We start from the raw sequence: 13,088 nt of genomic DNA, 5'->3' as shown, positions 1-13,088 counted from the left end.
ACACTCCTATTCCATTACTAAATTTGGTTTATGATCTAAATGATGTTGTGCTTTAATGGATCGAATCGTTTTCGTCTTCGCTCTCATTACGAGTGAATCGGTCTCGACTTGATCACCAGAAAGGAACCGTACACCTTCTAGCAGCTCACCAGAACTAACACCTGTTGCTGCAAAGATCGCATCATCACCTCGAACGAGATCGTCTAAGTGTAAAAGTTGCATCGGATCTTCGAGTCCCATACTTACACAACGATTACGTTCGGCTTCATTGTCTGGTACGAGTCTCGCTTGCATGTCACCATCGAGGCATTTGATTGCAGCAGCCGAAATGACGCCTTCTGGCGCGCCGCCTGTTCCAACAAATAAGTCGATACCTGTATGTGGAGTTGCTGCAGCGATTGCGGCCCCAACATCGCCATCTCCAAACAATTTAACACGTGCACCTTTCTCACGTACACGTTGAACAAGTTCTTCATGTCTAGGGCGCTCTTGAATAATAACAGTCAAATCTTGCATACGCTTATTATTCGCCTCTGCGACAATATCCATTATTTTTTCTATGGGATCCAACAAGCTTACCTTACCAGCGGCAGCTTTACCGACCACGAGCTTTTCCATATACATGTCAGGTGCATGTAATAAACTGCCGCGATCTGCAATTGCAATGACCGCCATCGCATTTGGATGTCCTTTTGCGACGATATTTGTGCCTTCTAATGGATCGACAGCGATATCTACATCTGGTCCATTACCTGTTCCTAGCTCTTCACCGATGTAAAGCATAGGTGCTTCATCAAGTTCGCCTTCACCGATGACGACTGTACCTTTCATATTAACGGAATCAAACATTGCTCTCATTGCGGTTGTAGCGGCATGGTCAGCTTCGTTTTTTAATCCACGTCCCATCCACTGAGCAGAGGCAAGTGCAGCAGATTCTGTCACCCTAACAATTTCTAAAGCTAATTCACGATCCATTCTTCTCCTCCTTATCAAATCAAAAAACCGAATATATTGTATCTTATATCAGCTAAAATAAATATTCGTATGACATAATGCTTCTATTATGATAACAAGGATTTGTCGAATAGAAAAATATTTCATCGAAAGTTAGAATTTTCTAATACTTATGGTACAATTGTATGACAAAGGTGCATCATATGAGGTGATGAATGAGTGAATAATCAGCTAAGTGACTGGCTTCTGTTTTGTAAGCACCTATTTTCGACAAATCAAAGCCTCAGGTTTTTTCCGCCGCATTTTTGGTTGAGAAATCCAGTTACTCCAATTTTAAAAAGTGCATATCAACGAAAACGCACAACGGCTGTTGTCGTTTTTGACGTTCAAACATACAAACATCAAATTGAGCAGTTCGGAAGCATGTACGTTGAGCAATTTGAAAAAGACGTACGAAAGCAATTTAAGCAGTCCGTTTGTGAAATTGTTGATGATGAACAAATTTTATTTCTACAACAATATTGGGGCGATGACATCGTTCTTTGTTTATCATTTGATCAAGAGCATAATGCAATTAGCCAAATTGAGTCGTACATAGAGGAAATCAAGAAAAATATCAATACCCATTTCTTTGCTTATAACGAAGAGGATACCGATAGCTTTTTAACGGGGTATATGGTGATGGAGGCTCAATCAAATCATCCATTCCAGTCTTTTCTCACTGCCTACCAGAAAGCGCTAGTAATGGCCAAAAAAGGTTTAGGCGGGAAGTATAACCTGATGGTCCATGAGATTAAGGAGATAATAGAACACGAAAATATACAACTTTATTCACAGCCGATTATAGACATTGAGCAGTTAGATGTAACGGCATGGGAAGTGTTGACAAGAGGTCCAAAGGATACAGTTTATGAAAATCCGCTACAACTCTTCACGATGGCAAGACAGACGAATATGCTATATCCACTTGAACTTCTTGTTGTGAAGAAAGCCCTGCACCAAATGCATGGCCAAGAGACGATCTTTATCAATGTAACGCCTATGACGATCGCACACCAACATTTTACTGAAGATATTCGTTCGATTTTGTTACAACACCCTCACATTGATCCTTCTAAAATTGTATTTGAAATTACTGAAAGGGAATCGATTGACCGGTATCCTCACATTAGTAAAACTGTAGAAGGTCTACGACAACAGAACATTCGGATTGCTTTAGATGATACAGGTGCTGGTTATGCGAGTCTAAACTCGATTTCTTTCCTTCGTCCTGATATTATTAAAGTAGATCGCTCATTAATTGAAAATATTAATGGGAATAAGCTGAAGGAATCAATGCTACAAGGGCTCCTCCATATTGCGAAAGAAGCGAATGCTCTTGTTGTTGCAGAAGGAATTGAAACAGCTGAAGAAGCATCTGTCATGAAACGAAATGGTGTACATATGGTGCAAGGCTTTTTTTATGCTCGTCCTAGACTGATTCCGACGCCTTCTCTATAAAATTAAAGTTGGGTGAAGAATTGTGTATTTTGTCGATCGTAAGAAGATAGAGGAATTATTAACATTTATTAATCGCGGTATTGAAACATTTGAAACTCATACGTTTGAAGATAACCGTAAAGACCAATTTGCCTTAGAGCGTATCGCACATACCATCATTGAATCCGTACTTGATGTTGGAAATAAGATGATTGATGGTTTTATTATGCGGGATCCTGGAAGTTACGAAGATATCATTGAAATTTTAGATGATGAAAAGGTCGTCACGAAGGATGACGCGAGTCGCTTGAAGACCATTATCGCTTTGAGAAAACAGCTTGTACAAGACTATACAAGTATTGATCATGCGAGATTAGCGGAAGTTTTACAAGTCAATATCCATTCGCTTAAACACTTTCCAGACCAAATCCGTAGTTATTTGACGGAAGAGCTGGGACCCGTTTCCGCTTTTCTACCTGAAGATAAGTAAATAAATCAATGTTAAAGCTGCCTCACAAGGTAGCTTTTTTGATTGATTTTATTACACCCACGCAGAGCCTTTAAGTCTCCAATCTCAATTTCTAGTTTTAGTCTGCAGCTATTTCAAGCTTATAAAAGTTGCATTTCTTATCGTGGTTTCCTTATAGTTGTTACAGGATGAAGCAATAGGAGGAAATCATCGTTATGAAATATAAAGGTTATTTGATTGATTTAGATGGAACAATGTATAGAGGAAAAGAGAAAATTCAAGAAGCTGTAGATTTCGTTAACGAGTTAAAGAAGAGGGACATTCCTTATTTATTCGTAACGAATAATTCTGCAAATACGAGAGATCAAGTTACAGAACGATTGCAAAAATTTGGAGTGCCTGCAACTCCTGAACACGTCTTCACGTCGTCCATGGCTACAGCCGAATATATTAAACGGGATAACAAGACTGCTCGTGTATTCATGATTGGAGAAAGAGGGCTTCAACATGCAATTGAACAGTGTGGTTTTGATATTGTAGATGATGAGAACGTAGATTATGTAGTCATGGGAATTGATCGTGGACTAACCTATCAAAAGTTAGAAACAGCGTGCTTAGCAGTCCGTAAAGGAGCCACCTTGTTATCAACAAATAAGGATGTCGCATTTCCGACTGATCGTGGATTTGTTCCTGGCAATGGTGCTTTAACGTCTGTCGTGTCTGTATCAACTGGGGTAGATCCGATTTTTATTGGTAAACCAGAGGCCATCATCATGGAGCTAGCGATGCAACAATTAAACCTTCCAAAAGAGGATGTATTAATGATTGGTGACAATTATGATACTGACATCCTTGCGGGAATGAATGCTGGTCTTGATACTTTACTCGTTTATACGGGGGTTACAACAAGTTTAGATCAAATTCCTACTGACAAGCAACCAACTTACACGATTGATTCTTTAGATTTATGGGAATTGAATGAATAAAGAAAACTTGGCTCAGACAAGCCTTAGCACAGGATAAGCGCTAGCTGTACACATACTTACTTACAAATTTTCAACTACGTCGGGTAAAATATTTTTTAACGTATAGCTCTGTTAGAAGAAAATAGAAGCATAAGGCGGCGACTCCAGCGGGAAAAGCAACAGGCTGAAGCGTTGCCCGCGGAAACGTCCGCCTGAAGTTGATCAAAAAACAACATTCTTTATAATTGAGCCTAACGCATAAAAAAAGCAGAGTCGAATTCGACCCTACTCTGCATTCGAGGCACGGTGAGCTAAGCGGCTTGAGGCAGCAGCGGCAACCGCACCGACGATGTCATCAAGAAATGTATGACATTGACCTGTGGACTTGTCATTTAACATTTTTAAAATACCAGGCTTTTGTTTATCAATGAATCCATAATTGGTGAATCCGATTGATCCATAAATGTTGACGATTGATAAAGCAATAACTTCATCTACACCGTAAAGGCCTTCGTCTTTTTTCAAGATACTGAGTAACGGTTCTTCGAGTTTATTTTGTTCAGCTAGTATATCAAGTTGAATGCCAGTAAGTATGGCGTTCTGGACCTCTCGTTTTGCTAAGACCCGATTGACATTATACTTACAGTTTTCAAGGTCAAGGTCATCATGATATTGATTTTGTAAGTAATAGACTAGCTCAGCTATGTCATCCTCAGTTACGCCACGGTCGTATAGTAATTTTCGAGCCTTTTGTTCAACTTCACTTTGTGGCTCTGGTGTGTTTTGTTCTGTCATGGTTGAGTCCCCAATCTTTAAAATTATCCTGAGAGTAAGCGGGTTACGAAATGGGTCTGTGCGCTTTTCTTAGTATATGGTGTTTAGGTTATGTTATGAACAAAATCAAAAATTGTAAGTAATTCATAAACACTCCACCCATTTTCTTCATAAACTAATGTTGAATGGGAGGGAGTGATACCATTGTTAGAACGTGAAATCTATCATCATTTTAATCTTTATGTTGAACAGCAAGTGCGTATTGGGGGATACGAAGGTTTCCGTGCTCAAGGACGAAACTATGTCCTTGTTCCGATCATAGATGGAAATCAACAAAGAATACATGATATGCAGACGATCATAAGATACTTGATGGAAAAGGGCGTTAAAGATCTTCCACTTTGGGCTGCAAATCAAAGGGGAAAATGGGTATCAAGGATTGAAGGGCAAGATGTACTGTTGTTTGAATTGCCTCAGTTTGAACGAGGAGAACGTGGTTCCATTGGAAAGCAACTAGGTCAATTTCATAAGGCGGGTGAACAAATTCCATACATGACAGAGGATTTGTTTAGGTATAACGAGTGGGTACCGCTATGGACATCGCGGCTGGATACCTTAAAGGAAACGTATAATCGGATTAGTGAACAAGGCCCAAGTGGTGAATTTGATTATCTTTTCTATGATAGTTTCCCTTATTATGAAGGTCTGACGGAAAATGCCATTCAATATATCGTCGATTACGAATTTGATCGAAATGGAAAAGAAGAGGGTAGCTATACAATTACACATGAACGATTTCATGCAGGCTCATGGGTTCCTGTGAAAAAGGAACACAATTTATTTTTGAAGCTGCCTCTAAATTTAGTCATCGACCATCCGATTCGAGATGTGGCTGAATATATACGCTATCTTGTCACAGAGAAAGCGAAAGCAGAAGATATTTCAACGTTTTTGAATGACTATACACAAGAAAAACCGATCACTCGTGGTGGTTGGCGATTACTTTATGGACGTTTACTCTATCCAGCTACGTACTTTGATGTAGTGGAAACGCATTACAACACTTCACGCTCAAGTGAGCAAAGCACTCTACTGAGCAATTTGAAGTATGTACTTTCTGTTGAGGAGAATCATGAATCCTTTATGAAAAACTTCTTCAATATTAGTTCACTGCCAAGAAACGTTGTGAATATAGAACCAGTAGGATGGCTGACCAAGTCATAAACAGAGTAGGGTAGACCTGGAAATCGTTGTCTAAATAGACAATTCTGGTCGCCCCTGCTGTACATAGATCGTATTATGTGGTGAGAAGTTCCATATTTGGAATGTTGCTGGCATTAATCAACAGTATTTTATATCAGAGCTTATTAAAAAGGAGAGTGGCACAGTTGGACAACCCTTATGTATTTATAACCCGAAAAGTACCAGCAGAAACCATAAAGGCAATTAGAGAAGTTGCAGATGTGAAAATGTGGGATCATGAAGATCAACCTGTACCAAGAGAGGTTTTATTAGAGGAAGCCTCTTATGCCACAGGTTTATTTACAATGCTCACGGATCAGATCGATCAGGAACTATTAGACCGAGCTCCACACTTAAAGGTTGTTGGTAATCTAGCAGTTGGATACGATAACATCAATGTTGAAGCTGCTACTGAACGTGGAGTTACCATATGTAACACACCAGACGTACTAACGGATACAACGGCTGATTTGACCTTTGCGTTATTGATGGCTGCAGCAAGACGAATAACGGAAGCGGAACGTTACATTGAAGAAGGTAAATGGGTGAATTGGAGCCCTTTATTGATGGCTGGACAAGATGTTCATCATAAGACTATTGGAATTGTAGGAATGGGTAGGATTGGTGAGACGGTCGCTAAGCGTGCAACTGGCTTTGATATGAACATTCAATACCACAACCGTACCCGAAGTGAAAAGGCGGAACAAGAACTAGGAGCAAGCTATGTATCGTTTGATGAATTAATTGAAACATCTGATTTTGTTGTTAACTTGACGCCGTTAACAGACGAAACAAAAGGAATGTTCAATAAAGACGTATTTCGAAAAATGAAGAAAACAGCGATTTTCGTCAATGCAGGTCGTGGTGGATCTGTCGTAGAAATGGATTTAGTACAAGCAATTGAAAATAATCAAATTGCAGGAGCGGGACTGGATGTATATGAAAAAGAACCAATTCCAGAAGATCACCCCTTACTGCAGTTTCCGAATGTCGTTTGCCTGCCCCATATCGGTAGCTCAAGCGTAGAAACGAGAATGGAAATGTGTCGTTTAACTGCACGTAACATACGGAATGTTTTAAATGGCGATGAGCCTGAAGCGGCAGTGAACAGGAAATAGAAGGATCAACAATTAGGATTTAGCCGGAAAGTTTCAAGTATATAAAAAAAGAGCGGACCAATGGTCTGCTCTTTTTAACTTATTCATTTATATTTTCGATTTAGAATACTTGTTCTAATTCTGTTACGCCAGGAACTTCTTCAAGTAGCGCACGTTCAATTCCTGCTTTAAGCGTAATTGTGGAACTAGGGCAGCTTCCGCATGCTCCCATTAATCGAACTTTAACGATTCCGTCTTCGATATCTACAAGTTCAACGTCTCCACCATCACGAAGTAGGAACGGGCGTAACTTATCTAAAACCTCTTCGACTTGTTCACGCATTTATATCTACCCCTTTCTATCTTTATTATAATCATTTTTATTAAAAATTGCTATCGTTAAACGCTGATATTTCTTTGTCTATATCGTAGCATATTACCAAATCCTACGAAAGAGCCTTTTTAACAAGCGCGACCATAGAAAATAAGGATATACACTCATTCTCAATTAGGGAATCTAAATAATAATCATTAAAATGAGATGGGAAAATGAAAGGACTTATTGTTCTCGAATATTGTTGCTCTTGTGGTAGATAGTTGAAAAGGCTAAAAAAAGAGAGTAGCCGACATTAGGCGAACTCTCTCTTACTAAAAGTTGTTTAGTTTGAATGGTATTTATACATCCATAGGATTCCGGATTTTAAAAGTCGTGGTACGCGACCGGTTAAGGCTGTACCTTTCATCATACCGAATCCGTGTTTCTTTCCAAGGGAACCAAGAACACCTTTAAGTTTGATCTTTGGTAAGTCTCCAACCGGTTCGTCTTTCCAAAGCTTGAGTAAGACTTCAACGATTTGATCACCTTGGCCTTCAGCAAGCTGTGCACTTGGTGCATGAGGAAGACTAGCACAATCCCCTACAACAAATACATGAGGATCATCAGGCAAGTGGTGATGAGGAGAAAGCACGATGCGCCCAGAGTTGTCTTTTTCCACATCTAAGTTTCGAACGATTCTGTTTGGTTGAATACCTGCTGTCCATACGATTGCGTCACATGGGACAGGTTCACCTTTGTTATATAAGATTTTAGGATCCACTTTTGTAATATTGGACTCGTTTACAACTTCAACGCCATGATCGACGAACCATTTCTGCACATAATTACTTAACCGTTTTGGGAATGTTGAAAGAATTGTCTCTCCACGGTCGAATAGTTTAATTTGTAGGTCTGGTCTACTTTCGTGCAGCTCACTTGCGAGCTCAACACCACTTAATCCGCCACCTACAACGCCGACTACAGCTTTGGGAGGTAAATTGTTTAAATGCTGATAAGTTTCTCGTGATTTATCAATGGTTTGTATACTCAATGTATTTTCAGGTGCACCAGGAACACCGTGATACTTATCTTCACAACCGAGTCCGATAATCAGATCATCGTATTCAATTATGTCTTCTTTTTCAAAATGAATGGACTTGTTTTTCAAGTCAATTTCACTTACTTCACCATACTTGACGATTACGCGTGAATCTTCTGGGAAGGCGACACGAATGTGGTGGTCTGAAACCGTTCCAGCAGCAAGTGCGTAATACTCCGTTTTTAAACAGTGGTATGGCAATCGATCTACGAGCGTTATTTGAATGTCTTTTGGAAGATCCGAAGAATCAAGTAACCCTTGTACAATCTTCATTCCACCGTATCCTGCACCTAATATGACAAGCTTCTTCATTCCATCATTTCCCCTTTTCTCATGAAATCCTTCTATGCTTAAATCCATTAATGTCATAACACGTTGAATAAGAGATTTCTTGGTGTCGTCCTTAGAAGAAGTGGATAAGACATAATGGAAGTGGCTATTACAAACATGTGCACACGATACTAAATCAATTGATGCACTTATTTCGCCACGTAGGCTTGCTCTATTTAAAATCAGCATCCAACACTCAATTAATGGACTGTTGTCTCGAAATACGGTCGCCCAAAGATCCTTCGTGAACTCAGAATCAAGATCGTAATACGTTAACAGGTGACCAACCAACACTTCCATCTGCTTTTGGAAAGGTTGGGAAAGTATATACCCTTTTTCGAGAAAAATACTCAACGTATGTAACCTTTCACTGGCGTAATGTTGCATGAGATCTTCTTTTGTAGGGAAATAATTAAAAAATGTCCCTTTTGCAATTTTCGCTTTATCAGTAATTTCTTTAATACTCGTATTGGCATACCCTTTTTCATAAAAAAGTTCAAGTGCTGCTTTTACGATAGTTTCTTGCGTATTTATACGTTTATTGTTGCGGTTCAAAATGCCGCATCTCCTTTATGACCGTGGTCATTTTTAGTATATCGAATATGTGACAATTCTACAACAATCATTCTAAATCAACATGAAAACATGTAAGTTGACTTGTATTATATGTAGATTGTAGGATAAGTATGGAAAGAAGGTGGTTGAAGATGAAGCCAATCATCGAGTTTTGCGTTAGTAATTTGGCAAGTGGATCTCAAAGAGCACGTGAAGTTCTAGAACGGGATCCGAATTTAGATGTAATAGAATACGGATGTCTTGGAAATTGTGGTCAATGCTTCCGCTCACCTTATGCACTCGTTAATGGTGAGTATGTTCCTGGTGAAACACCGAGTGAACTCGTCGACAACATTTATGAATATTTAGAAGAGAATCCGATGTTTTAATCGGGTGCATATAAACGATTGGTGAATCCTTACCAAATAGTGGTAAGGATTTTTTGTCGTTGGAAAATAGATTGGGGTGCTATAAGTGCTCGGTAGCGTGGGAGTTGGACAATGGAGCACCTAAAGAGGTAGTACGGTTGCTCAGTAGCGGGGAGATTGTTGAAATCGTTGCAAATAAGGTGATTCAAATCAAAAAAATGCGAAGAAATCGATCTTTTCCAAATGAGAACACCGCAATCGCGGTGTTTTTTCCGTATTGAAGCGTGATTTTTTTCATCTAATAAACTCTTCAAGCAATAGAATTACTACTAAAATGACTACTATTTTGCATTTATCTAGAAAAATGAAACATTATCTAGAAATACACGATTTTATCTAGAAAAAAACGAAATTATCTAGAATTCTGCAAAATTATCTAGAAAAAAGCCAATTTATCTAGAATTCAACCCAAGCACCCATTCCCACAAGAATAATCTACGGAGCACCTAAAGAGGTAGAATGAGTGCTCGATGGTGGGGGAGTCGTGCACCCTATCCTCTCCGAAAATAGGGAAAACAGTTAGTTGTTATGGTAAAGATCGTTGTCAGGCATACGAACTCTTTCTATAGAACGAATTTGTATGGATATCTATAGGAAAGAAGGGGAATCTAACCGTAAATCTTTTACGATTACTGTTGTGGAGGAAGATTTTGGACTAATTGAAACAATTCTGAAAATGAAAAAATCACTTGTTTTTTTGTCGAATTCTGTTACATTATTTATGTTGAATGTTAGATGTCAGACAACATACCTCGACGCAAAAAGAAAGCGTTTACGGTTTTTGACAATATACTAGGGGAGTGAACATTTATGCAACAATATATCTGGGGGATCGGTGGTATACTTTCGATCTTGCTGATTGCATTTTTGGTGTCAAACAACAAAAAGCGTATTAACTTGAGAACAGTTTTAGGTGGTCTTGCTATCCAAATCGGATTCGCATTGATCGTACTTAAGTGGAGTGCTGGTAAAGCGGCATTACAAAAAGCTTCAATGGTCGTACAGAACATTGTAAACAATGCGAACGAAGGAATTCAATTCCTATTTGGTGGTCTTGTTGCAGAAGATAGCGGTATAGGGTTTATCTTTGCATTCCAAGTATTGACGATTATCATCTTCTTCTCTTCTTTAATCGCAGTTCTTTATTACTTAGGAATCATGCAATGGGTGATCCGTTTAATCGGTGGAGTGATTTCTAAACTTCTTGGAACGAGTAAAGCGGAATCACTTTCAGCTACAGCGAATATTTTCGTTGGTCAAACAGAAGCACCTCTAGTTGTTCGTCCTTACCTTGCTAAAATGACTCAATCAGAGCTTTTCGCAGTAATGGTCGGTGGACTAGCTTCAGTTGCCGGTTCAGTATTGATTGGTTATAGCTTACTAGGTGTTCCATTAGAATATCTATTAGCGGCAAGTTTCATGGCTGCACCAGCAGGTTTAGTTATGGCGAAAATTATTTTGCCTGAAACAGAAGTATCTGAAACAACAGACGAAATTAAGATGGAAAAAGATAAAGATACAGTAAACGTAATCGATGCAGCTGCTCGCGGTGCTTCAGACGGTTTGAAGCTTGCATTGAACGTAGGAGCAATGCTACTTGCATTCATCGCGTTGATTGCAATGGTTAACAGTCTACTCGGTTGGACTGGCGGCTGGTTCGGATTTGAAGAACTCTCTCTTGAATTAATCCTTGGATATGTATTCGCACCATTTGCGTTCATTATTGGTGTACCTTGGGATGAAGCAGTACGTGCAGGTAACTTTATCGGGCAAAAGCTCGTACTAAACGAATTTGTTGCGTATTCTTCATTTGCGCCGGAAATTCCAGAATTAAAAGATAAGACAGTTGCAGTAGTCAGCTTCGCACTTTGTGGATTTGCAAACTTATCATCACTTGCCATTTTACTTGGTGGGCTTGGTGGAATTGCACCGAGTCGTCGTTCTGACATTGCAAAGCTAGGTGTGAAAGCGATTATCGCTGGTTCACTTGCAAACCTATTAAGTGCAGCAATCGCAGGGATGCTTATCTAATATTATTTCATGTGAAAAACTCTCCGTTCAAAGACGGGGAGTTTTTTTGTGTTTGTGTTGAGAATTAAGTGACGTTTTTATTACATGTTGTTCTATCGATTGTCAGATTTCGTAAAGCTGATTATACTAAACAGATAAAGAAAAGTTGCAGGAGGAACATGAATGTCGTCTTTACGGAATACATGGCCATATGATCGGATGATGAAGGATATTTACTTTCATGAATGTCCATATTGTAGCAAAGGTAATGTCTTAACAAATTTGAAAGAACAAGATTTAGAACATGCGAAGGAAGGATTTCGTACATATCTCATCATGCCTTGTTGTCACTCGAAAATGACGATACTTAAGGCGGATGAAGATTACTTATGGACGAATGAGCAATTGCGCTAATTGGAGGACCAATATGAATCAATTTAATTTCACTAAAATGCACGGACTAGGGAACAACTACATTTATGTGGATACATTTAAGGAGAACTTGCCTGAGAGAGAACTTCCCGCTATTGCAAAGGAAGTATCGAATCCTCATACCGGAATTGGTTCTGACGGCCTGATCTTAATCGGTAAGTCTGACAATGCTGACGTGATGATGCGAATTTTTAACAATGATGGATCAGAAGCGAAGAATTGCGGGAATGGACTTAGATGTGTTGCGAAGTATGTGTATGAGCATGAAATCGTAGCTAAGGAGATTTTTTCAATTGAAACCCTTGGAGGAGTCGTACAAGCTCAAGTTCACCCAGAGGCGGGCCAGGTTACTCAAGTAACTATTAACATGGGAGAACCACGGTTGAAGCGTTCTGACCTTCCGATGATCGGATCAGGCTCTGATAATGATTTTGTTTTAGATGAATTATTAGAGGTCGAAGGTCACCAGCTAAAATTGACTGGCGTATCCATGGGAAATCCTCACGCGATATTTTTTGTTGATGACATTGAAAAAGCCCCTTTATTAACGGTTGGTCCCACATTAGAAAAATCCGAAATTTTTCCAGAAGGTGTCAATGTCGAGTTTGTCGAAGTGGTGAATGAAAACGAAATGCACTTTCGTGTATGGGAGCGAGGTTCAGGCATCACACAAGCATGTGGAACAGGCGCATGTGCCGCAGTCGTAGCAGCGGTTCAAAATGGGAAAGCGAAACGTAATGAAGAAGTTGTCGTTCACCTATCTGGTGGTGATTTGTACATCACTTGGTCGATGGAGGGAGAAGTCATGATGACTGGGCCAGCCGTCACCATTTGTGAAGGTATTTACTATTATAATGGTAAAGACTTCAAAAATTAGTAAAACATTACGATATTATGAAAAAGTGCACTTCTCTGATGTTAATGGGGTGTAATTATAG

General features: G+C 39.4%; 13 protein-coding genes. 9 read left to right on the top strand and 4 right to left on the bottom strand.

All coding sequences use genetic code 11. The features are described 5' to 3' along the window. Window positions 1-6 precede the first annotated feature (6 nt). Window positions 7-975 carry a class II fructose-bisphosphatase gene (glpX, locus tag L2716_RS12465; RefSeq protein ID WP_236335505.1) on the bottom strand — a complete coding sequence of 323 codons (969 nt, stop codon included), beginning with the start codon at window positions 973-975 and terminating at the stop codon, window positions 7-9. Window positions 976-1,173: 198 nt separating this feature from the next. On the opposite strand from glpX, the gene L2716_RS12460 reads away from it, so the two are divergent. The 3 genes from L2716_RS12460 (at window position 1,174) to L2716_RS12450 (ending at window position 3,888) form a co-directional block, all read left to right on the top strand. Then, window positions 1,174-2,454 carry an EAL domain-containing protein gene (locus L2716_RS12460; protein ID WP_236335487.1) on the top strand — a complete coding sequence of 427 codons (1,281 nt, stop codon included), beginning with the start codon at window positions 1,174-1,176 and terminating at the stop codon, window positions 2,452-2,454. Window positions 2,455-2,476: 22 nt separating this feature from the next. After that, window positions 2,477-2,923 (top strand): DUF86 domain-containing protein, encoded by a 447-nt coding sequence (locus tag L2716_RS12455; RefSeq protein ID WP_236335485.1) that lies wholly within the window; start codon window positions 2,477-2,479, stop codon window positions 2,921-2,923. A gap of 194 nt (window positions 2,924-3,117) precedes the next feature. Further along, window positions 3,118-3,888, top strand: a complete 771-nt coding sequence (locus L2716_RS12450) for a TIGR01457 family HAD-type hydrolase (RefSeq protein ID WP_236335474.1) — start codon at window positions 3,118-3,120, stop codon at window positions 3,886-3,888. Between the two features lie 264 nt (window positions 3,889-4,152). Here the strand turns inward: L2716_RS12450 and L2716_RS12445 are convergent, their stop codons facing one another. Continuing rightward, window positions 4,153-4,662: a phosphatidylglycerophosphatase A family protein gene (locus tag L2716_RS12445; RefSeq protein WP_236335472.1), complete on the bottom strand. Its 510-nt coding sequence runs from the start codon at window positions 4,660-4,662 to the stop codon at window positions 4,153-4,155. 183 nt (window positions 4,663-4,845) lie between these two features. Here L2716_RS12445 and yutH point away from each other — a divergent pair, with 183 nt between their 5' ends. Both yutH and L2716_RS12435 read left to right on the top strand, forming a co-directional pair. Continuing rightward, on the top strand, window positions 4,846-5,865 hold the full coding sequence (gene yutH / locus L2716_RS12440; protein WP_236335469.1) for a spore coat putative kinase YutH: 1,020 nt from the start codon (window positions 4,846-4,848) through the stop codon (window positions 5,863-5,865). Window positions 5,866-6,029: 164 nt separating this feature from the next. Beyond that, window positions 6,030-7,001, top strand: a complete 972-nt coding sequence (locus tag L2716_RS12435; RefSeq protein ID WP_236335456.1) for a 2-hydroxyacid dehydrogenase — start codon at window positions 6,030-6,032, stop codon at window positions 6,999-7,001. Window positions 7,002-7,101: 100 nt separating this feature from the next. On the opposite strand, the gene L2716_RS12430 is transcribed toward L2716_RS12435, so the two are convergent. Both L2716_RS12430 and L2716_RS12425 read right to left on the bottom strand, forming a co-directional pair. Continuing rightward, a complete protein-coding gene (locus L2716_RS12430) occupies window positions 7,102-7,323 on the bottom strand; it encodes a NifU family protein (protein ID WP_221566648.1) in 222 nt (73 codons plus the stop codon). Window positions 7,324-7,639: 316 nt separating this feature from the next. Further along, window positions 7,640-9,280 carry an FAD-dependent oxidoreductase gene (locus L2716_RS12425; protein WP_236335450.1) on the bottom strand — a complete coding sequence of 547 codons (1,641 nt, stop codon included), beginning with the start codon at window positions 9,278-9,280 and terminating at the stop codon, window positions 7,640-7,642. A gap of 152 nt (window positions 9,281-9,432) precedes the next feature. Here L2716_RS12425 and L2716_RS12420 point away from each other — a divergent pair, with 152 nt between their 5' ends. From L2716_RS12420 to dapF, 4 genes are all read left to right on the top strand, one after another. After that, entirely contained in the window at window positions 9,433-9,669 is a 237-nt protein-coding gene (locus tag L2716_RS12420; RefSeq protein ID WP_236335447.1) for a YuzB family protein, read from the top strand. 849 nt (window positions 9,670-10,518) lie between these two features. After that, on the top strand, window positions 10,519-11,739 hold the full coding sequence (locus L2716_RS12415) for a NupC/NupG family nucleoside CNT transporter (RefSeq protein ID WP_236335444.1): 1,221 nt from the start codon (window positions 10,519-10,521) through the stop codon (window positions 11,737-11,739). A 162-nt stretch (window positions 11,740-11,901) separates the two neighbouring features. After that, complete coding sequence (locus L2716_RS12410) at window positions 11,902-12,132, top strand: hypothetical protein (protein ID WP_236335442.1); 231 nt, start codon at window positions 11,902-11,904, stop codon at window positions 12,130-12,132. 13 nt (window positions 12,133-12,145) lie between these two features. Continuing rightward, window positions 12,146-13,027, top strand: coding sequence for a diaminopimelate epimerase (gene dapF / locus L2716_RS12405; protein ID WP_236335440.1), 882 nt, complete (start codon window positions 12,146-12,148; stop codon window positions 13,025-13,027). Window positions 13,028-13,088: the final 61 nt, after the last annotated feature.

The organism is Pseudalkalibacillus berkeleyi, from assembly GCF_021608225.1.
GTDB classification, from domain to species: Bacteria; Bacillota; Bacilli; order Bacillales; family Fictibacillaceae; genus Pseudalkalibacillus; species Pseudalkalibacillus berkeleyi.
The sequence above is the reverse complement of the archived record's forward strand: the minus strand, read 5'-3'. Positions and strand labels throughout refer to the sequence as shown.